Origin of the sequence: Bradyrhizobium liaoningense, from assembly GCF_018130955.1 — a bacterium.
Classification (GTDB): domain Bacteria; phylum Pseudomonadota; class Alphaproteobacteria; order Rhizobiales; family Xanthobacteraceae; genus Bradyrhizobium; species Bradyrhizobium liaoningense_C.
This window is the reverse complement of sequence record NZ_JAFCJM010000032.1, coordinates 1-19165: the sequence shown is the minus strand read 5'-3', so window position 1 is coordinate 19165 and position 19165 is coordinate 1. Positions and strand designations below refer to the sequence as shown.

At 61.7% G+C, this 19165-nt stretch carries 20 protein-coding genes; 15 read left to right on the top strand and 5 right to left on the bottom strand.

Annotated features, from left to right (window positions below; genetic code table 11):
- The first annotated feature begins 195 nt into the window (after nt 1–195).
- From JQ632_RS24085 to JQ632_RS24060, 6 genes are all read left to right on the top strand, one after another.
- Nucleotides 196–384, top strand: coding sequence for a DUF4169 family protein (locus JQ632_RS24085; RefSeq protein ID WP_212405074.1), 189 nt, complete (start codon nt 196–198; stop codon nt 382–384).
- A complete protein-coding gene (locus tag JQ632_RS24080; protein WP_212405073.1) occupies nt 381–635 on the top strand; it encodes a ribbon-helix-helix domain-containing protein in 255 nt (84 codons plus the stop codon). The genes JQ632_RS24085 and JQ632_RS24080 overlap by 4 nt, the downstream gene beginning before the upstream one ends.
- Before the next feature lie 117 nt (nt 636–752).
- Nucleotides 753–1040, top strand: a complete 288-nt coding sequence (locus JQ632_RS24075; RefSeq protein WP_212405072.1) for a FeoA family protein — start codon at nt 753–755, stop codon at nt 1038–1040.
- 18 nt (nt 1041–1058) lie between these two features.
- Nucleotides 1059–2930, top strand: coding sequence for a ferrous iron transporter B (locus JQ632_RS24070; RefSeq protein ID WP_212405071.1), 1872 nt, complete (start codon nt 1059–1061; stop codon nt 2928–2930).
- Between the two features lie 289 nt (nt 2931–3219).
- A complete protein-coding gene (locus tag JQ632_RS24065) occupies nt 3220–4242 on the top strand; it encodes an alpha/beta hydrolase (RefSeq protein ID WP_212405070.1) in 1023 nt (340 codons plus the stop codon).
- Nucleotides 4243–4408: 166 nt separating this feature from the next.
- Entirely contained in the window at nt 4409–4945 is a 537-nt protein-coding gene (locus JQ632_RS24060; RefSeq protein ID WP_212405069.1) for a hypothetical protein, read from the top strand.
- A gap of 28 nt (nt 4946–4973) precedes the next feature.
- On the opposite strand, the gene JQ632_RS24055 is transcribed toward JQ632_RS24060, so the two are convergent.
- Both JQ632_RS24055 and JQ632_RS24050 read right to left on the bottom strand, forming a co-directional pair.
- Nucleotides 4974–5711: a lytic transglycosylase domain-containing protein gene (locus tag JQ632_RS24055; protein ID WP_249152490.1), complete on the bottom strand. Its 738-nt coding sequence runs from the start codon at nt 5709–5711 to the stop codon at nt 4974–4976.
- Between the two features lie 26 nt (nt 5712–5737).
- Nucleotides 5738–6199 carry a hypothetical protein gene (locus JQ632_RS24050; protein ID WP_212405068.1) on the bottom strand — a complete coding sequence of 154 codons (462 nt, stop codon included), beginning with the start codon at nt 6197–6199 and terminating at the stop codon, nt 5738–5740.
- Nucleotides 6200–6453: 254 nt separating this feature from the next.
- On the opposite strand from JQ632_RS24050, the gene JQ632_RS24045 reads away from it, so the two are divergent.
- On the top strand, nt 6454–7083 hold the full coding sequence (locus tag JQ632_RS24045) for a glutathione S-transferase family protein (protein WP_212405067.1): 630 nt from the start codon (nt 6454–6456) through the stop codon (nt 7081–7083).
- Between the two features lie 41 nt (nt 7084–7124).
- Here the strand turns inward: JQ632_RS24045 and JQ632_RS24040 are convergent, their stop codons facing one another.
- Nucleotides 7125–7808 carry an adenylate/guanylate cyclase domain-containing protein gene (locus tag JQ632_RS24040; RefSeq protein WP_212405066.1) on the bottom strand — a complete coding sequence of 228 codons (684 nt, stop codon included), beginning with the start codon at nt 7806–7808 and terminating at the stop codon, nt 7125–7127.
- Between the two features lie 214 nt (nt 7809–8022).
- Between JQ632_RS24040 and JQ632_RS24035 the strand changes: the two genes are divergently transcribed.
- From JQ632_RS24035 to JQ632_RS24020, 4 genes are all read left to right on the top strand, one after another.
- On the top strand, nt 8023–8841 hold the full coding sequence (locus JQ632_RS24035) for a hypothetical protein (protein WP_212405065.1): 819 nt from the start codon (nt 8023–8025) through the stop codon (nt 8839–8841).
- 9 nt (nt 8842–8850) lie between these two features.
- Complete coding sequence (locus JQ632_RS24030) at nt 8851–9558, top strand: gamma-glutamyl-gamma-aminobutyrate hydrolase family protein (RefSeq protein WP_212405064.1); 708 nt, start codon at nt 8851–8853, stop codon at nt 9556–9558.
- Between the two features lie 23 nt (nt 9559–9581).
- Nucleotides 9582–11231, top strand: a complete 1650-nt coding sequence (locus JQ632_RS40330; RefSeq protein WP_212405063.1) for a M23 family metallopeptidase — start codon at nt 9582–9584, stop codon at nt 11229–11231.
- Between the two features lie 147 nt (nt 11232–11378).
- A complete protein-coding gene (locus JQ632_RS24020; protein WP_212405062.1) occupies nt 11379–12521 on the top strand; it encodes an FAD-dependent oxidoreductase in 1143 nt (380 codons plus the stop codon).
- A 233-nt stretch (nt 12522–12754) separates the two neighbouring features.
- On the opposite strand, the gene JQ632_RS24015 is transcribed toward JQ632_RS24020, so the two are convergent.
- Complete coding sequence (locus JQ632_RS24015) at nt 12755–14032, bottom strand: MFS transporter (protein WP_212405061.1); 1278 nt, start codon at nt 14030–14032, stop codon at nt 12755–12757.
- A gap of 233 nt (nt 14033–14265) precedes the next feature.
- On the opposite strand from JQ632_RS24015, the gene JQ632_RS24010 reads away from it, so the two are divergent.
- Nucleotides 14266–14775: a GNAT family N-acetyltransferase gene (locus JQ632_RS24010; RefSeq protein WP_212405060.1), complete on the top strand. Its 510-nt coding sequence runs from the start codon at nt 14266–14268 to the stop codon at nt 14773–14775.
- A gap of 28 nt (nt 14776–14803) precedes the next feature.
- Here the strand turns inward: JQ632_RS24010 and JQ632_RS24005 are convergent, their stop codons facing one another.
- Nucleotides 14804–15301 (bottom strand): cupin domain-containing protein, encoded by a 498-nt coding sequence (locus JQ632_RS24005; protein ID WP_212405059.1) that lies wholly within the window; start codon nt 15299–15301, stop codon nt 14804–14806.
- Between the two features lie 243 nt (nt 15302–15544).
- Here JQ632_RS24005 and JQ632_RS24000 point away from each other — a divergent pair, with 243 nt between their 5' ends.
- The 3 genes from JQ632_RS24000 to JQ632_RS23990 all read left to right on the top strand — a co-directional run bounded on the left by JQ632_RS24000 (nt 15545) and on the right by JQ632_RS23990 (nt 19071).
- A complete protein-coding gene (locus tag JQ632_RS24000) occupies nt 15545–16837 on the top strand; it encodes an adenylate/guanylate cyclase domain-containing protein (protein WP_212405058.1) in 1293 nt (430 codons plus the stop codon).
- 179 nt (nt 16838–17016) lie between these two features.
- On the top strand, nt 17017–18009 hold the full coding sequence (locus JQ632_RS23995; protein WP_212405057.1) for an ABC transporter substrate-binding protein: 993 nt from the start codon (nt 17017–17019) through the stop codon (nt 18007–18009).
- 87 nt (nt 18010–18096) lie between these two features.
- Nucleotides 18097–19071: an ABC transporter substrate-binding protein gene (locus tag JQ632_RS23990; RefSeq protein ID WP_212405056.1), complete on the top strand. Its 975-nt coding sequence runs from the start codon at nt 18097–18099 to the stop codon at nt 19069–19071.
- Nucleotides 19072–19165: the final 94 nt, after the last annotated feature.

Genomic DNA, 19165 nt, shown 5'->3' with positions numbered 1-19165 from the left:
ATTACCGTCAATGTCGGCGGCCCGGCAGGTGCTAGCCATACTCACCCCTCCGGGGGCCAAAGTCATGTTTGATGGTACCAGAGGCCGATTGACGAGGACGATCGAATGACGATCAAGTCTATTGCGGTGCAATTCTGCGCCTTGTTTCTGAATGGTTCATCCCGCCCGGCGAGGATCGGGTGATGGAGACGCGGCATGGGGAACGTCATCAATCTGAATCGCTTCCGGAAGCGCGCGGAGCGCGAGGCCTCGGCGAAGCAGGCGGACACCAACCGGGCGAAGTTCGGCCGCACCAAGGCCGAGCGCATCTCGGAGGAGAAGCGTCAGGAACAGGCGAAGGAGCGCCTGGATCAGCATCGGATCGATCGCGAGGAACTGCCATGAAGTCACCCGTCGTCAAGCGATCGATCGTCGTCGCCGGCCATAAGACAAGCGTCAGCCTGGAAGAGGCGTTTTGGAACGGGATGAAGGAGATCTCGGGCCTGCGCAACATGACGCTGTCGGAGCTCGTCGGCGAGATCGATAACAATCGCCAGCAGGGCAACCTGTCGTCCGCGATCCGGCTGTTCGTGCTCGATTACTTCAAGCACCGCGCTGGATCGGGCCAGGCCGAGGCGAAAGCGGCCGCGGAATAGGGCGCAAAAGCCTGACCTGTGCGCAAAACCCTGCGCGCACTTTATAATCACTCTAAGGTGCAGCCTCGACAGGGGGCGCGCGCTTGACCTGCCTGCCTGCGGTTGAAAATACAGGTCATGACCGAAGATAATGACCCGCGCTCGCAGGCGCCCGCCTCCCTCCCGCTGGGCCTCGCCCGGCGCGGCTTTGCGGGCACCATCCAGCATCTGTCCGCCGGCCAGGCCGGCTCCGCCCTGTCCGACATCGAACTCGAAAGTCGCCTGATCGAGCTCGGCTTCGTGGAGGGCGCCAAGGTCGAGATCCTGCACGAGGGCATCGTCGGCCGCGACCCGATCGCGGTGCGCGTCGACAACATCACCGTCGCCGTTCGCCGACGCGAGGCCATGGCCATCATCGTCGCCTGACGCCACCGGACCTGCCCCATGGAAGCACCCTTGCTGCATCTGGCCCTTGTGGGCACGCCCAACAGCGGCAAGACCTCGCTGTTCAACGCGCTGACCGGCAGCCGGCAGAAGGTCGCGAACTATCCCGGCGTCACCGTCGAGCGCAAGGAAGGCTTCTTCGTCACTCCCTTGGGACGTCAGGTCTCGCTCGTCGACCTGCCCGGCACCTATTCGCTGCGCGGCCGCAGCCCGGACGAGGAGATCACCCGCGACTTCGTGCTCGGCAAGGCGTCTGGCGAGATCAAGCCCGATCTCGTGCTGTGCGTCGCCGATTCCACCAATCTCCGCCTCACCATCCGCCTGCTGCTCGAGCTCAAGCGCACTGGGCGGCCGCTGGTGCTGGTGCTCAACATGTTCGACATCGCCACCCGCCGCGGCATCACCGTCGATGTCGAACGGCTTGCGCAAGAGCTCGGCGTGCCCGTGGTCACCTCGATCGCGGTGCGCAAGGGCGGCACCGCCGCCCTGTTGAAGCACACGGACGAGATTTCGGCACAGGTTCAGCCGCAGCCGCAGGAGAACACCTGGCGGGCGCTGACCGTGTCCGAACTGCGCACCACCCAGCGCGAGGCCGACCGGATCATCGCGGCGAGCGTCAGCCTGCCGAGCCGTCCCGACACCTGGACAGCGCGGATCGACGCCGTGGTGCTGCACCCCGTCGGCGGCCTCCTGGTGCTGGCGCTGATCCTGTTCGTGATGTTCCAAGCGGTGTTCGCCTGGGCCAAACCGCTGATGGAGCTGCTCTCCGGCGGGTTCGACGGGCTCGGGCAGCTCGTGCACGCTACGCTACCCGCCGGCCTGTTGCAGAGTTTTCTCCAGAACGGCGTGATCTCAGGCGTCGGCAGCGTCATCGTGTTCCTGCCGCAGATCATCATCATCTTCCTGTTCATCCTGCTCCTGGAAGATTTTGGCTACATGGCGCGCGCCGCGTTCCTGATGGACCGCATCATGGGCGGCGCCGGCCTGCACGGCCGCGCCTTCATTCCGCTGCTGTCGAGTTTTGCCTGCGCCATCCCCGGCATCATGGCGACGCGCGTGATCGACGACCGGCGCGACCGCCTGACCACGATCCTGATCGCGCCGCTGATGACCTGCTCGGCGCGCATCCCCGTCTACACGCTGATCATCTCGGCCTTCATTCCGGACACCGAGGTCTGGGGCTTCATCCACCTGCAGGGGCTGGTGATGTTCGGCCTCTACGCCGCCGGCATCGTCAGCGCGCTCTGCGTGTCCTTCGTGATCAAGTTCTTCATGCTGCGCGACTACGCACCGGCGCCGTTCATGCTCGAATTGCCCGACTACAAGATGCCGCGCCTGAAATCGATCGCGATCGGCATCTTCACCCGCGCAAAGATGTTTTTGCAGCGCGCCGGCACCACGATCTTCTCGATGATGGTGCTGATCTGGTTCCTGGCCTCGTTCCCGCAGCCGCCCGCGGGCTCAACCGAGCCTGCCATCGACTTCAGCCTCGCTGCGATGATCGGCAAGGCGCTGGAGCCGCTGCTCGCGCCCGTCGGCTTCAACTGGCAGATCGCGGTGGCGCTGATTCCGGGCATGGCGGCGCGCGAGGTCGCGGTCGCAGCCCTCGGCACGGTCTATGCGATCGAGGGCGGCAAGGAAGCGGCCGAGCAGATCGGCCAAGTGCTGGCAACCAAATGGTCGCTGGCGACCGCGCTGTCGCTGCTCGCCTGGTACATCTTCGCCCCGCAATGCGCCTCCACCCTCGCGGTCATCAAGCGCGAGACCGGAAGCTGGGCCTGGATGGCGACCACGTTCGTCTACATGCTGACGCTGGCCTATCTGGCGAGCCTTGCAACCTACACCATCGCCGTTGCGCTCGGCGCGGGATAGGCGCCGCCACAAAAACTTCGAAAACAACCCCATGCAAAGTAGCCGGCGGGAACTCGGCGGCGGGCCCGAAATTCGGAAAATCCGTTGACACGTCGGGCAAATCGGTGGCAGGGTGGCATCATCGGAGAATTTGCAAGCCGGCCACGGCGTGACCTGCATCTGTTGATGCGAGAGGCCGGATAGAGCTTCAGCATGAGCGGCTGGCGACCCGCCCTTTTCTCGCCTCCATCATCATTCAGGAACGTACTGGGGGCGGGCTCCTCCGGGGGGCAGTTCCTGAAGGTTCTGCGTGATCGTCCGACGTTTGCTGCAACATCAAGTGATTGCGTCCCGACGTGCACTGCTTGGCGGGCTCGCGTCCTCAGCCTGCGTTGTCGCGCTGGGCGGATGCGCCAGCCTGGGTGCTACCGGCGCGCGCTACGACGCTTCGTCGCTTTCGGTGAACCCTACATTGCTCGTCGCAACCACGCGCAAGCCCGTGAACGGCGGCCGGGCGAAGCCCTGGTTCGGGCCGGAGCGGGCCTCTCAGATGACCGTCGCAAGAGCCAAGCTTGTGCCGCCTGGTGACAGCCGTTTCTCTCTGGCTGCAGCCGGACTTGGTGACTGGCGTTTTGATGGGGTCGAGCCAGTGTCGGGAGAGGTCGGCAGTCTTGTCGCGCAGGCCGGCAGCGGACCAGACGTCCTGATCTACGTGCACGGCTTCAAACAGACGTTCGAGACAGCGGCGCTTGATGCCGCGCACCTCTCCGATGGCATCAGGTTCCGCGGTCAGACGATGGTATTCTCCTGGCCCTCGAAGGCTGGACTGTTTGACTATGCCTATGACCGCGACAGCGCGATGTGGTCCCGCGATGGCTTCGAACGCGTGCTTCAGTCTGTCGTGGCGAACTCAAGCGCCGGCCGCGTCCACATCGTCGCGCACAGCATGGGAACCATGTTGACGCTCGAAAGCCTGCGCCAGCTCTATGCGCGATATGGTGACACCGTTTCAGATAGAATCGGGGCCGTGGTGTTCGCCGCGCCTGATATCGACATGGACGTGTTCTCGTCGTCGATCAACCGCATCGGTCCGCTTTCGCGCAAGATCACCGTCATCGCCGCAACGAACGACCGCGCGCTGGCATTGTCGGGGCAAATCGCTGGTGGGATGACACGGGTCGGCGCGGCCGAGAAGACAGCCATCGAGGGGCTCGGGGTGCGTGTGGTCGATGCTTCCGATGCAGGCTGGGGCGTTATCAACCACGACTTGTTCCTGTCGAATGCGGAGGTGCGCCAAGTGATACGCCGCTCAATTGATGCCGTGGCCGCGTGAATCCGGCGTGGTGGAAACGATCGGGCGGTTCCTGCTCGCCGCGATGTCGCGTTCGGCGGATTCGCCTCGATACTTCCATGCGCAGGACATGCTCCCGGTTCCCTGGTTTCCCAACCGGTTTCCGGGAACACATCTTCGGCACGCGCTTTGACACGGCGGAGGAGTCATGACCCGCGTTTGGAACTCACCGATCTTCGTGATCGCGCTCGTCTATTTCATCGTCGACGGCGTCTTTTCCTATGTCACGCGGCCGATCACGGCATGGATTGCCAGACAAAGGCTGCTTGAGCGTGTGCGGCTCTGGATCACTTCATTGCCGCCATATCCCTCGCTTGCCCTTTTTGCGGTGCCGGTGATCATCCTCGAGCCGGCTAAACCGTTGAGCGGCTATTTGATCGGGACGGGGCATTTCTTCACAGGCGCGGTCATTTTTATTGCCGCGGAAGTCTTGAAGCTCACCGTCGTGGAACGGCTATTTCAGCTGAACAAGGAGAAGCTGCTATCGATCCCGGCCTTTGCGTGGGGATATCGGTATTGGCGAGCCATGATGGACATGGTCGAATCTCTCGCAGTCTGGAAGGCAGCAAGAAGGATGGTCGTTCAGGCCGCAAACGTGTGGCGTGCGTTTTTTCACCGATCCAGAGACGCGCGAAACGAACCACGCGCGCGTGGCACGCGGATTGTTCGCTCGCGAGCTGGCTGATCGATATCAAGGCCTAGTGGCGTGGCCTTCACGAGCGCCCCGCCGAATTACCTACTGCCATCTTGCGATCGGCCCAGCGCTTGATATCGCCGACCGTCAGCACCTTGAGGAACGGATTGGCGTTGACCAGCTTTTCGCGCGTGGTCCGGCCCGTCACGTCAGCGGCCGCCATGAGGGAAGCAGCATCGGCACTTTCTGCGCCGGACAGTAGCGCCACGGCACCCGCCGGTCCCGCGAAATGGGCAAGGTAGAGAGAACCGGGCGTGACTGGCAGACCGCGCTTGTTCAGCATCGCGGCATATTCCTCGACCAACCGCGCGGCAATCTCGCGCGCAAGCTCGGCATCTCGTCGCAAGTCCAACAGTTCCTTGTCGCTGCGGCGCTGGATCAGATCGCGTCGGTGCCTTCGAACGGCTTCGAGCCACGTGTCATCGAGAAACTGGGCGGCGCCGATCGCGCTCGACCGCTTGTTCCTCGCGTTCGGGTCACCATTGGACTCGGCTATGATGATGCGCTCGACCATCGCCTTGGCGGCCGTCCTGTCGATCGATTGCCCGTTCAAATGAGCGTCGCGGAACAGGACGAGACTTGCGACAAAGGCCAAGCCGATCGCCACTCCAAGAACGAGCGTGATGGACTCCGCCGACAGCCAGTCCCGCGCGGCGACAACTGACCCACGCTCGTCCGGGCGAGGCGGCCGGATTTCGCCGGCACGACCTGTTTGCTCCGACGCATGCGCGAGGAGCCGCGGATTGCCCTCGGCCATCTCGCTGATGCAGAGGAATCGTTGGGCTAGGTCTGGCATCCCGTTGACAGGTTCAATGCTTTGAATAGACCATCGAAGACACCTGACCGGCAGGGCTTGACCTCCGCGACCGGTTTGGCGCGCTTGGCATTCGCAATTGCCTTGGAAGTTCCGTGCCCGGGCCGAGGTCTGTGCAGCATGACCGCGGATTTTCCCCCGCTTGCGCTGCGCTTGTGTCGCTCGATGATCTTCAAAGGCACTCGCGCAACAATCGCTGTTTGATCCGGCGGGTGCTTGGGTTCGCTCGAGGAGGCCGGCCGCGGCGGCGCTTCAAATTGCAGCTGCGGAATTTCGAGCCGGTCTGCCTCCGTCAGCGTATCGTGTGAGGCGCGTAACCCGACGGTCGCCTGAGCGGGCGGCTCGTTCACAGGCTTTGTCATGCGCGGCGGCGTCTCAAGCTCCATCACCGCGAGTGTACCGAAGCCAACAAGGATGAGAGCCACTCTCATCTGTTTTCGCGCTCTCCGAACGAGAAGCCTCGTTCAACGCCTGCTGGAAATAAGTTCCCGAGTTTCGGAGAACAATTGCAAACTTCCAATGAGGCGGCTTAGCGGCAGAAGTGAACCAGCTGGCGCGGTTACGGGACAAGATCAGAGACAGGGTTAACGCGCGCCATGCGAACTGGCCTGGTTGAGCAAACACCGTTGCTTGTATCATCAGCCTCGAACCAGCATGGCCGGAATCAGCCTCCAGGGAGAACGTCATGAAATTCTACGACTGCGCAACGGCGCCCAGCCCGCGCCGCGTGCGTATCTTTCTTGCCGAGAAAGAACTTACCCTACCGACCGTGCAGATTGATTTGCGCAACGGCGAGCAGTTCACGCCGGCGTTCCGGGCGCTCAATCCCGGTTGCACGGTGCCCGTCCTGGAGCTCGACAGCGGCGCGGCGATTACCGACGTCATTGCGATATGCCGCTATCTCGAAGAACTCCATCCCGATCCTCCCCTGATGGGCAGAAACGCGGAGGAAAGAGCCGTCATCGAATCCTGGCTGCGGCGGATCGAGTGGGATGGAATCTACGCAGCCCAGGAGGCGTTTCGAAATGCCGCTCCCGGACTGACGGGCAGAGCCCTGCCCGGTCCTGTGCCTCTGGATCAGATTCCGGCGCTCGCAGAGCGAGGGCGCCTTCGCCTTCAGCACTTCTTTGCGTGGCTCGATGCACGCCTCGCCGACAATGAATTTGTCTGCGGACCACAGTTTACGATCGCCGACATCAGCGGCCTGGTGACCGTCGATCTTGCGGCCCGGGCGAAGCTCACACCGCCCGAGCATCTCGGCCATCTGCAAAGATGGTACAAGGACGTTTCAGCGCGCCCGAGCGCCAAGAGCTGATCCTGGCAATTGCATCAGCTCCTCTCAGATGAACGACCGCGTCAGGCCGTGAGCGGTTCTCGCGGTGACAGCCAAATCGAAATTGGATTTGCTCGGCCGGCAATTCGGCAGCAGCCATGTGGTTTCAATTTATCAACTGCTAACCCACGGTGGGCGTCTTGCGGGATTGCGGCAAACAGCTCGTCACTCACAATGAGGGATGCGCCAAGCCTCCGGGTGAGCGTTTCGAGCTTGCGCGCCACGTTTACGGTGTCTCCGGCGATTGTTTGTTCCAGATGTCCTTCCACGCCAATTTGGCCCATGCCAACCGAGCCCAAATGTACGCCGATGCCAATGCTCAGAGGCAATTCTCCGCGAGCGCTGCGGTTAGCACTCCAAGCCGCAATCGTGTCCAACATTCCGAAGGCACAGGAGAGGGCCTGACCGGCCGCGTAGCGCGTATCATGGGAGTCACCGAACATAGCCACGATAGCGTCGCCCTGGTACTGTACAACTTTGCCCTCATGCTGAATGACGCGTGTCGCCATGCGCTGTTGGTAGTTGCGCAGAAAGCTCATGTGCTCTGCGGGTGACCATTCTTCTGTCATGCAGGTGAACCCGATTATGTCGGCGAAAAGAATTGCCGCGCGCTCGACTCGCACGACTTCCCGCGTCGGGGAAGTCCTGCAAGGTGGCTCCCAAACGTCTTTGATCAAAGGAATACCATTCAAATTTGCGGCGCCCATGGCGTAACCTCTCTGGGTCCGGTTTCAAAATTCAGCTGGTCAGATGATCAGCCTGTACCCGCAGGTTGAGCGCATAGCCCTCGAGTGAAAACAGCATCTTGCAACCGCCATCAGCAACTCGCTGACCAAGTATTGTCATTGCGCTATCAAGTTCTATCAAGTTGTGTTAGCTTGTGTCACAATCCCCGCGCTCGACAGGTGCTGGAGCAGTCCCATGACGACCAGTCTTTCCGGACGCCATCTCGTCCGCTTCAGCGCGGGTTTGCGGGCCCATCGGGCTACGTTTTCACTCAATGATGCCGAATACGCGGATCAGATTCTCAAGATTTCGCTCAACACCTTCAAGAAATGCGTCCAGCCAGACAGTGATACGCTTTCACTTAAGCGGCATACCCTGCTGAATATCCTTGCCAACGCAGGGTTGAATCCGCGAGACTACGGACTCTCTATTGCCCTTCCGAGTCAATCGTCGCCATTCGGGGGATATCATGCGAGAGACTACGACCATCTGTGCGGTCGATTTTTTCTCTACCGGCGGTCCTTTCTGACCGCCCGTAACATCACCTGTAGCGTGCTGGACATCCGGCCAAGCGAGAGCCACGACTGCCTGGCATTCAGTGAACTGCACTACTACGTCTCTGACTCAGGCGCGCGAGACGAGATCCATTATTCTGGATATGTCCATATGAACCAGGAGCGCAATGTTCTCAGCATGCCCGCGCATTTTGAGGGGCAGGTGAGGCTGACGCTCGTGCAGCCGGAGCGACTCGGCAAATCCAAGGTCAAGATGCGTGGCGCGGTTCTGACATTTGGAAATCCAAAGGGCTACTGGCAGCCAACCGTCTCCTGCGTCTTTGTCGATGGACCGGTCGAGGTGAAGGTGGCGCATCCAAGGAATCTTTGCAGGACAATCCTCGAAGGATCGGAGGAGCATGCAATTCTCTCCGCCGAAATGGCTCGTGTTGAAGAACATGCAACGATCATGACCCCCTTGATGTGGGCCAAGCTACAGGCCGGAGCTACAGTCGCTTAGGAAATCCTCATGGCGCGCACGCCACGCATCGCAGTGATCCTCGACGAGAATACCAGCGGCGATGGAAGCCGCTACGAGGCTTCGAAGAGTTACTTCACGGCGATCCGGGATGCCGGCGGCCTGCCCTTCGGCATCCCCTACCTCCCGGAAATCGTGAGGCCGGTCGTTGAGGAATTTGATGGCCTGCTTTGCGTCGGGGGCCGGTTTTCCTACCCCGACGACTGGTACCTCCAGGGCAAGCTATCGAGGGCTCCGCCTTCGGAGAGACTGGCTATTGAGCGCGAAATCACCAGCGAATTTCTGCGCCGTGAAAAGCCCATTCTCGGGATATGTGCCGGCATGCAGCTGCTTGCTGGCCTTCATGGCTGTCGGTTGTGGTCTGACGTCCAGGCTTCGGGTACCTCGATCATCGAGCACGACAAGAAGGGTTCGCTGCACAGTGTGACGCTCACCCCCGGGACGAAGCTGGCCGCTTTGGTGGAAGTCCCCGCAATGCTCGTCAATACGTTCCACTGGGAGGCTGTTGGAGAGTTGTCCTCGTCGGTGATCGCCAGTGCTCATTCCGATGATGGGGTCATCGAGGCCATCGAGATTCCGGCGCACCCATTTGCGGTCGGCGTTCAGTGGCATCAGGAACAATTCGTCGCCGCCGATCACCCTGGCAACCAGGTGTTTCGAGGCCTTGTGAAGGCATGTGTACCGAGCAAAAGCGACTGACTGACAGTTAACGGAGGAACGCCGTGCGAAGCTGGTATTCCCGGATGGTGGCGATAGGGCTGGGACTCGCGGTCTTCGGCGACAGTGTCCGCGTCATGGCTCAAGAGGAAATCGTCCCGACCGCGAAGGTTGTGAGCATCGATTGGCCCGAGGCGTCCAAAGGCGTTCTGGCGGTTGCACCTGAACTCGGCTCGCTGCCGAAGAGCCTCGCCGCGAAGCTGTTGCCCGATGTCGATCGGCAACTCGAGGGCCTCGTCTTTTCAGACAAGGAGGCGTTGCGGCCGCTGGTGTTGCTCAATGCGATAACGGCTGGCGTCAATCCGCGCATCGCGAAGGTTCCGATCCCGGTGCTGGCACCGATCGACAGCTCTCGATATGTGTCGGCGTTTGCCAGCTCGCGAGGGCTCAAGCCGAAAGCCACGGCTGACTTTCTCAGCCCTTCAATCAGCAGAATGCAGTTCCTCGGCAAGACGACCGGCTATGACGCCATACTCACAGTCAAGCCGACACTGCTCCCTCGCGGCTACAAGGCGAACGCAAATCTCGTCCAGATTCATCTCGGCGGGACCGGCTTGCTGTATGACGTCAGCAATGAGGACAAGAGCGGCGGAGATGCGCGGCGCGGCGATGTCGTCGAGGACAAGACACTGCAGGACATGTACCCGCGGCTTCGACGCAACGTCAGCGACGATGGTCTGACCTACACTTTCGTCAAATACGGTGTGTCCTACTTCGCTAACATATCCTGTGCCAGCGCCCCGCCGTTCGCCACGGATTTCCCCTGTGCGGAGGTCGAGGGGATTCTCCGGACGGTGCTTCGTGATCTGCGCCTCGTTGGTGGCCTGCCGCTCCCTATCCCTCATGCGAAAGCAAACGTTTCGCCACGTCCCGCAAAGAAAAGCCCCAGCTTCACGTACTACGCGCCGGGCAATCTCCTGCATGGGACAAGCCAGGACAACCTCGGAGGCGTGACGCAGAAGATCCTGTGGGGTGGGGGCAATCTGCGTTTCCCGATCGAGCAAAATCCGGCTTTCGCAAATTCACAGACCTTCATGCATGGCGGCGATTGTTATGGCCACAAGATCCCTCTGGATCACGGGCGTTACAAATGCCAGGAAAATCCAGGCAAGATACTCGAACCTCGCGAAGACAATGCGGAGAACTACGCCTATCCGTGGCGCGACAATTACTGCGAGGAACGAAACGACGATTCGCGAGAGCCCAGGGATTGTCCGGCAAGAAAGCGGGCTCACGAAGGCCAGGACATCCGGCCCCTCGAGTGTCGATATGACGGCACGCGTTGCAGGATCAACCTGTTCAACGTCGTCGCCGTGACCAAGGGTAGCGCACTTTGGAAACCCAACAACAATGTGAAGTTCATCGCCGAAGACGACACCGGGGTCTATTTTGTGTATCTTCACATGAGCCCCGACGCCCTCAGGGACGCGGGCCTCAAGCAAGGCCAATTGGTTCGCCGCGATCGCGGGCAAAAGATAGGCAAGGTCGGGAATTGGATGCACACCGACCAGAACGCCACAACGGCCCATCTGCATTTTGAAATCCGATCTCAGACCGAAACATGCTTGGGCTTTGGCTGCACGTCCTCCCCGTACTGGACACTCATTCGGACGTATGAAGCGCTGATCGGCATGCAAGGAACGGAGCTTCCTTGATAACGACATGATGCATGGAGGAGTGCGTTCGGTTTTGATTTGCAGCTGCCCAAGATCGTGAGTCCGTTCAACGACTGTCGGAGCAATCCGCCTCAGCGTGGTTGGCTTTGGGGCGCGGCGCTCCCTTATGGCAAAGGGGAATGTGCGATGAAGCTTGCACGTCGGGGCTTTTTACGTGTGATCGGAGGAGGGCTCGCAGCGCCGGCGCTATCGGGCGCGGCCTGGAGCCAATCTTCAGGGAGTTCCCAGACCGCGGATGCGGTCGCGGCCTACGAGCCGAACCCTGACTTCACTTACGTCCCAGGGCTGACTCCGCTTAAGGCGGCACTGCGGCCATACCGGAAGAAAACGTACCGGTTAGAGAAGCAAGTGCTGGGTGGAGGCAAGCTCGTGATTCATAATTACGGGCATGGCGGCGCCGGCATCACGATGAGCTGGGGGTGTGCACAGGAGGTCGCAGACATCCTGACGGCGCAGTATCCAAACCCGGCAGGAAAGCCGGTTGCGGTCTTGGGGGCTGGGGTCATGGGTCTGACGGCGGCGACATGGTTGACCGAAAAACTGAGAATGCAAGTGACGGTGTATTCCAAGCATTTGATCCCGCACACGACCTCGAGCATAGCCGGCGGCCAGTTCGCTGCTTCGAAAGTTGCATTTCAAGCCGGCGAAAAAGACAAGTTTGTCCGTATCCTGCGCCGCTCACACAAGGAGCATGGGTTGCGCGGCAGCGCCTATGGTGTCTCTCCTCGAGACAACTACTCTCTCATTGAACTGCCATCGTTCGCGGATGTCCCGCCCGATCTCGTTCCGCGAACTCAGCTGTACCGGCTGCCGTTTTCACCGATGAACCGACCAGGGTGGAAATATTCGACCCTGCTGGTAGAACCTCCGATATTTCTGACCAAGCTCCAGCAGGAACTGCAGAAAAATGGTGTGCAGTTCGTGTACCAGGAATTCTTCGATGAAGATCAAGTTCGCGCACTTGCACCGGACATCATTATCAACTGTACCGGTGCGGGCTCAGACGCCATCTGGCCCGACCCTGATCTGACGCCGACCAAAGGCCAACTGGTATGGTTGCCGGCGCAGCCCCGACTTCAATACCTGTTTAGTGGGAGCGGTTACGTGTTTCCGCGCGCGGACTGCGTCGTGATAGGTGGAACTGAGGAAACCAGCTACACGGATGATGACCCCGATCCGCAACGTTGCGCGCAACTCGTACAGCACTTGAAGGACGTATTCGATGGCGTCGCAACGATCGCCCCGACATGGATGATCCAGGATGAGTGACGGATGGACGACTTGTCGTGCGCGTTCGACCTCGCCTGGGGCGCCGAAGCAATAGGCAAACCTCCTGCCGAAAAGCGTGGACAGGGCCGCACGCTGCCGGTGCGTCCGGAAAATCAAACCAGGGATATCCTCTGTCCGCACGGTCACATCCCCCGGTCCCTCGTCGGATCGGGGCGGATTTCGGCGGACCACCGCGGATAGGGACTGCCCGGACACTCCGGCTACCGGTCGAGCTACGCAGCCACCGTCGCCGCTGGCCGTTTGACCAACGCAAAGGCCGCGGCCGCGACGAGACACATGACGCCCGCAAGCAAGAATGCAGGACCGTATGTCCCCAACGCGTCCCGGCTGACGCCTGCGCCGAAGGCCATCATGCCGACACCGAGCTGGTGCGCGGCAAAGATCCAGCCGAACACGACCGGCCCCATGTCGCGACCAAAGGCGCCGACCGTCAACTTCACCGTCGGAGGAACGGTCGCGATGAAGTCCAGTCCATACAGGATGGCGAACGCGCTCATGGCCCACAGGCTCGCATTCGATTCCACGAGCCAGATGAGGGACAGTCCGCGGAAGCCGTAGTAGATCGCGAGCAACAGGCGATTGTCGAACCGGTCGGACAGCCAACCCGAGCCGATCGTTCCGATCAGGTCGAAGACGCCGATCATGGCGAGCAGGCTTGCGGACGTCACCAGCGGAAAGCCGAGATCGCCGCAGAACGGCACGAAGTGCGTGGATGTAAGCCCGTAACTGGAGATGCCGCAGATGAAGAACGTCAGCGCAAGCACCCAGAACACCAGACGAGTTGAGGCCATTTTCAACCCGCTGAAGCTGATCGCCGCAAAATTCTGCGTCGGCGCAGGCATCACCGGCGCAACGGTCGTCTCGCCGAACGGCGCCAGTCCCAGATCCTGGGGGCGGTCCTTTCCGAGCAAGCGGTAAAGAATGAGCATGATCAGAAGGCCGAGGCCTGACGGAATCAGCGCGACCCGCCAGCCCCAGTGTTCGGCGATCCATGCGCCCAGCGGCATGAAGATCAACGTGCCGGTTGCGATCGCGCCGTTGAGGAGGCCGACCACCAGCCCGCGATGGCTGGTGAACCAGCGCACGGAGACGACCGCCGCCAATTGCAGCGCCGTCAGCCCTGGCGCGATACCGAGCAGCAGACCCAGGCCGAACCACATCTCGATGCGGCTCGTCATGAAGGCGGTGAGCAGCAGACCCGCCAAGGCGAGGCTACCCGCGATCGTCAGCATCTTGCGCGGGCCATAGCGCAGCATCAGACCGCCCGCGAACGGCGCGGCCAACCCGAAGAGGGCGAAGCGAAGACCTTGCGATGCGGACAGCTCGCCCATGCTGACGTTCACGTGAGCCGCAATCTCACGCATCAGCACGCTCGGCACGCCGAGCGCCGAACTCGCGAACAGGGAATACAGGAACGCGAGAGCGGCCATGATCCAGCCGTAGTGGATATTCCGGGCCGCAGCGCGCGCGGCTACATACTCAACAAGCATCGCCCCATCCTTCAAGAAACGAAATTTGCGAAAATGTACCGGGCCAGTCGAAAGCCCGCCTTGCAACCCAATCGGGAATTAGTGGCATGGCGCCCGGAACGCGTCCATGGGATACATGACCCTATTCCCGGCATCGTGCGCAAGTTTGCGGCAGGCATGATCTGCCCTCTTTTGTCGAGGCCGTATCGCGAGTAACGCAGTCGCAGCTCCGCTCACCGGACCACCACCGCAATATGGATCATTTCACCACCAGCAGACTGACCGCCGAGAGACTGCACGACGGCCACCTCGCGGACCTCGTCGCGCTGCACCTCGATGCCGAGGTGTCGCGCTTTATCGGCGGCGTGCGCTCGGCGGAGGCGACGAAGACCTATCTGGCGGTCAACATGGCCCATTGGGACCGACATGGTTTTGGGCTGTGGGCGCTGCGAACGAAGGACGGGGATTTCGCCGGACGGGCGGGACTCCGGCATCTCGACGTCGATGGCCTAGACGAGGTGGAAATCTTCTATGCGTTCAAGCGCGCATCTTGGGGCCAGCAGCTGGCGAGCGAGATTGCAAGCGCCCTGACCGACATCGCATTCACCAGACTCGCGCTGCCGTCCCTTGTCGGCCTGGTCTACCCCGACAATAGCGCATCCCGCCGCGTCCTGGAGAAGTCAGGTTTTGCGCTCGAGCGGAGCACGATGCGACCTGGCGGAGAGATGGTGATTTACCGCGCCCGGCGGGCTGCAAAGAGTTAGTCCAGGCGCGGGCAAGCGGGCGAGCTTCCTATCCACCCGGCTCGGCCGCGGCATGGATGACGACACCATACTGCGTCGCAATCGTCCGCAGCGAGGGCGCCTCCTTGCTTCGCGTTGTCGCCTCGGCGAAGGCGGCGAACATGCGGTCGAGGCCGCCGCCCGGCATCGCGAACACGAGGAGACGCGCGGTGTCGGGCCCCACATTGCGGTAGCCGTGGCGCAGATGGCGCGGCGCGAACAGAAATGCACCGGCCCCGAGACGCAAGGGATCGGGCGCGCCTTCGATGTTGACAAGCACCTCGCCGCTCAGCACGTAGAATGCCTCGTCCTCGCGGCCATGGGTATGCATGGGCGCACCGCGGCCCGGCGGCACGATCGATTCCCAGATCGAGAATTGCTCACCGGTATCGCGCGCCATCGCCTTGTAGCTGTGCGTCACGCCGAGCACGTCGAGCGTCGGGCCCTCGCCCGGCGCTCGAAAGAGCGGGTTCGGCTGCGAAGCATTGTGGCCTGCATCGCTGCTCATGGCAGTTCCTCCGAGGGATCGGGTTACGATGCATCGTTATCCAGCCGGAATGAACCCGCACGTTTCAGCAACGTTCCTCGCACCCGCGAATGTGATGCAAGCTGAGGTCAACGGTGGAACCGGTCGCGTCTGCAAAACGCCACTTGTCGTAGGGCGCGCACTGCCCAAATGAAGAGGATGGTCGCACGCTTGTCCCACGGAAGCGGAAGGCCCGCTCAAAGGTTCTCCACCACGGAGACCGCCATGCCGCCACTGGCACCCGCAAACGAAACCGAACGCCTGGCTGCCCTGCACGCGCTCGACATTATCGGCAGCGCGCCGGAACGCGCATACGACGAGATCACCGAGCTCGCGGCGCAGGTGTGCGGCTGCCCGGTCGCCTATATCAGCTTCATCGACGACGACCGGCGCTGGCTCAAGGCGCAATACGGCCTTCCGTCCGGCGTGACCGACGCGCCACGGTCGAGCGCGGTCTGCGCGACGACGATCTGCGGCGCCGAACTGCTCGTCGTTCCCGATCTGAAACTGGATCCCCGCTTCGAGAACAGCCCGATGGTTTCGCTGGAGCCGCCGTGCCGTTTCTATTGCGGGATGCCGCTCATCACCGATGAAGGCTATGCGCTCGGAACCCTTTGCGTGATGGATTTTTCACCGCGGCAGCTGTCCTTCGAGCAGACCGAAGCGCTGCGCATGCTGTCGCACCAGGTGCTGGCCCAGCTGGAGCTGCGCCGCAAGCTGATGGACTATGGCCGCACCATCGATGAACTGGAGCAGGCCCGGCGAGAGGCCGCAACCGAGCGGGCGCGCGCCGAAGAGCTGCTGCGCAACGTCCTGCCGGAACCGATCGCCGACGAGCTGAAGCAACGCGGCAGGGTTCAGCCCAGATATACGCGGTCGGCGACGATTCTGTTCGCTGATATCCAGGGCTTTACGCTGCTGGCCGAACGAACCGAACCGGCTCTGCTCGTCGATCTCCTCGACGCCTACTTCTCGACACTGGACGAGATCGGCGCCCGCTATGGTCTGGAGAAGGTCAAGACGATCGGTGACGCCTACATGGCGGTCGGCGGCGTCCTGTCGCCCGACCGGCGACACTCGATCGATGCGTGCCTGGCGGCGCTGGAGATGCGAACCCGGCTCGACGCGTTCAGGCTGCGCTCCGAAGCGATCGGAGTGGATGCCCCCCAATTGCGCATCGGCCTTCATACCGGCCCCGTTATTTCCGGCGTCGTCGGTAACCGCAGGATGACCTTCGATATCTGGGGCGACGCGGTCAACACCGCGTGGTTCATGGAAGCGTTCGGGGTTGCGGGACGGATCAACGTCTCCGACACCGTGGCCGGACACGTGCACGGGCTTTTCGACCTGGAGCCGCGCGGCGCGATCGAAGCCAAGCACGAACGCGCACACGAGATGTTCTTTCTCAATGGCCTGAAGACGGAATATGCGCGCAACGGGGACGGCCATTCGCCGAATGACCATTTTCTTGCCGAGTATCACCGCATCGGCGGTTCGCGGCTGGCCTCTGGCCGGTGATCCTGAGCGCCACCTGCGTTCTGTCGGAAGAAGACATGAAGCCCATCAGTGGATCGAAGGCCGGGTGCAGTTAATGAGGCGCCGCACCGGTCAACCGCGCCTATCGGAGCAATTGGCCGCACTGGCTCAGCCGTGCCTGATGTGATCAAATCGTGGGGAACACGGTATGGCGGGCAATCATGCAACGACGGGAGCTCCTGGCCGGACTCTGTGCAGCGTCCGTGTGGCCCGGCGCCGTCCTGGCGCAGCAGGCCACACGCCGGCTCGCATTCGTGCATTCCGGCATTCCGGCCGATCGACTGACGGAGAGCCGAGGACCGTTCTGGGTCCGCCGGTTCTACGAAACGCTCCGCGGACTCGGCGACATCGAGGGGACCAACCTGATCGTCGAGCGCTTTTCCGCCGAGGGCCGCTCCGATCGCTTCGCGTCGCTCGCTGCCGAGGTCATTGCCCGCAAACCTCAGGTGATCGTGACCAATCTCAACGATCTCGTGAAAGCCTTGATGGCTGCGACGACATCGATTCCGATCGTTGCGGTGGTCGGCGATCCCCTTGCCGGAGGGCTCGTCACCAACCTTGCGCGACCCGGCGGCAATCTGACGGGGGTCAGCATCAATGCCGGGGTCGAGATTTACGCCAAACGGCTTCAGATCATCAAGGAGGCTCTTCCGTCGGCCACGCGGATCGGCCACCTCCTGTCCGGCACCTGGGAGCCGAGCAGCGGCGGAACGCTGGCTGACGCGAGTGCACGTCTGGGCGTCTCCATCACGCGCATCGCAATGCCGGTGGTCAACGAAACGGAGCTTGCCCGCACCTTCGCCGACATTGCCGAGCAAAAGCTCGACGGCATCATCCCCGACGAAGGAGGCAGCTTCCTGGCCGCCCGCGCGACTCTTGCCGCGCTTGCAGCGAAGCACCGTGTCCCCGTCATCTACCCCTTTCGCGACTATGTCGAGGAAGGCGGGCTGATGGCCCTGGCACCCGACCTCGGCGAACTCGCCGTACGCATGGCAAACGACGTGCATCAGATTTTCAACGGCACCAAGGCTGGCGACATTCCGTTCTACCAGCCGAGCAAATTCCTTCTGATCTTCAATTTGCGGACCGCCAAGGCCATGGGCCTCGATCTGCCCGTCAATCTGATCGCCCGCGCCGATGAAGTGATCGAATAGCAGCACGCCTTTTTCCCGTTTGCGGCGCGGAAGCGGCTTGATACGCTGGTCGAGCGCAAATTTTGGCGCAGCAGTCCCGGAGCATGAATGCGGCGGCGCGAATTCCTCAGCCTCGTTGGCGGTGCGGCTACCGCCCTTCCCTTTGCAGCGAATGGTCAGCAGACGTCGCTGCCGGTCATCGGCTCTCTCAACCGCGCGAGCGCAGGGACTGAAACGTTTCGCGACGCCTTTCGCCGGGGCCTCAAGCAGATGGGGTTTGTCGAAGGTCAGAACGTGCTCGTTGAGCAGCGCTGGCCCAATGCCAATGAGGAGTTGCGAGACGCTGTGGCTGATTTGGCCAAAAAGCGCGTCGCGCTCATCTTCACCGCCGACAATGGTGGCGCGCTGGCTGCCAAGGCGACAACCTCGAAAATTCCCATCGTATTCGTGGTGGGCCTCGATCCTGTTGCCATGGGACTTGTTGCTTCCATCAACCGGCCGGATGGCAATGCGACCGGGGTTTCGTTCCAGGTCAGCGCGCTGGAGCCGAAGCGGTTCGAATTGCTGCGCAGCCTGTTGCCTCAGGCCTCATTGGTCGGCGTGCTGGTCAATCCGGACAATCCGAATGCCGGGAGCAACGAGAAGAGCCTGCGATCCGCAGCATCTCCCTCCGGACTGCAAATGCTTGCTTTGGAAGCGAGAAACCTCGGCGAGATGGAAACTGCGTTCGCAACCATGGTCGAACGTCGCGTCAATGCGCTGCTCGTGACCTCCGACCGCCTCTTCAATCTCGAGCGCCAGCGGCTCGTTGAGCTGGCGGCGCGCCATGCGATGCCGACGATCTACCCTTGGCGCGATTTTACCGATGCCGGCGGGTTGATGAGCTATGGCAACAGCCTGACCGATGCCTTTCGGCAAGGCGGTCTCTATGCCGGCCGCATCCTGAAGGGCGACAAGCCCGGCGATCTACCGGTTTGGCAACCCACCAAATTCGAATTTGTGATCAACCTCAAGACGGCCAAGACGCTTGGGCTCGAAATCCCGTCCGCTCTTCTGGCGTATGCCGACGAGGTGATCGAATAGTCTTGATTTGCGAGATCGTAGATGGGGTAACGGGCCCCCTCGGCCTTCCAACCAAGCCGCGCTAGCTACGGCGCGATTTGGTGGCGCGCGTCGC

What these genes read in the sequence shown, in the direction of transcription:
- JQ632_RS24085 (WP_212405074.1), top strand. Translation starts at nt 196, where the DNA reads ATGGGGAACGTCATCAATCTGAATCGCTTCCGGAAGCGCGCGGAGCGC.
- JQ632_RS24080 (WP_212405073.1), top strand. Translation starts at nt 381, where the DNA reads ATGAAGTCACCCGTCGTCAAGCGATCGATCGTCGTCGCCGGCCATAAG.
- JQ632_RS24075 (WP_212405072.1), top strand. Translation starts at nt 753, where the DNA reads ATGACCGAAGATAATGACCCGCGCTCGCAGGCGCCCGCCTCCCTCCCG.
- JQ632_RS24070 (WP_212405071.1), top strand. Translation starts at nt 1,059, where the DNA reads ATGGAAGCACCCTTGCTGCATCTGGCCCTTGTGGGCACGCCCAACAGC.
- JQ632_RS24060 (WP_212405069.1), top strand. Translation starts at nt 4,409, where the DNA reads ATGACCCGCGTTTGGAACTCACCGATCTTCGTGATCGCGCTCGTCTAT.
- JQ632_RS24055 (WP_249152490.1), bottom strand. Translation starts at nt 5,711, where the DNA reads ATGGCCGAGGGCAATCCGCGGCTCCTCGCGCATGCGTCGGAGCAAACA.
- JQ632_RS24050 (WP_212405068.1), bottom strand. Translation starts at nt 6,199, where the DNA reads ATGAGAGTGGCTCTCATCCTTGTTGGCTTCGGTACACTCGCGGTGATG.
- JQ632_RS24045 (WP_212405067.1), top strand. Translation starts at nt 6,454, where the DNA reads ATGAAATTCTACGACTGCGCAACGGCGCCCAGCCCGCGCCGCGTGCGT.
- JQ632_RS24040 (WP_212405066.1), bottom strand. Translation starts at nt 7,808, where the DNA reads ATGGGCGCCGCAAATTTGAATGGTATTCCTTTGATCAAAGACGTTTGG.
- JQ632_RS24035 (WP_212405065.1), top strand. Translation starts at nt 8,023, where the DNA reads ATGACGACCAGTCTTTCCGGACGCCATCTCGTCCGCTTCAGCGCGGGT.
- JQ632_RS24030 (WP_212405064.1), top strand. Translation starts at nt 8,851, where the DNA reads ATGGCGCGCACGCCACGCATCGCAGTGATCCTCGACGAGAATACCAGC.
- JQ632_RS24020 (WP_212405062.1), top strand. Translation starts at nt 11,379, where the DNA reads ATGAAGCTTGCACGTCGGGGCTTTTTACGTGTGATCGGAGGAGGGCTC.
- JQ632_RS24015 (WP_212405061.1), bottom strand. Translation starts at nt 14,032, where the DNA reads ATGCTTGTTGAGTATGTAGCCGCGCGCGCTGCGGCCCGGAATATCCAC.
- JQ632_RS24010 (WP_212405060.1), top strand. Translation starts at nt 14,266, where the DNA reads ATGGATCATTTCACCACCAGCAGACTGACCGCCGAGAGACTGCACGAC.
- JQ632_RS24005 (WP_212405059.1), bottom strand. Translation starts at nt 15,301, where the DNA reads ATGAGCAGCGATGCAGGCCACAATGCTTCGCAGCCGAACCCGCTCTTT.
- JQ632_RS24000 (WP_212405058.1), top strand. Translation starts at nt 15,545, where the DNA reads ATGCCGCCACTGGCACCCGCAAACGAAACCGAACGCCTGGCTGCCCTG.
- JQ632_RS23995 (WP_212405057.1), top strand. Translation starts at nt 17,017, where the DNA reads ATGCAACGACGGGAGCTCCTGGCCGGACTCTGTGCAGCGTCCGTGTGG.
- JQ632_RS23990 (WP_212405056.1), top strand. Translation starts at nt 18,097, where the DNA reads ATGCGGCGGCGCGAATTCCTCAGCCTCGTTGGCGGTGCGGCTACCGCC.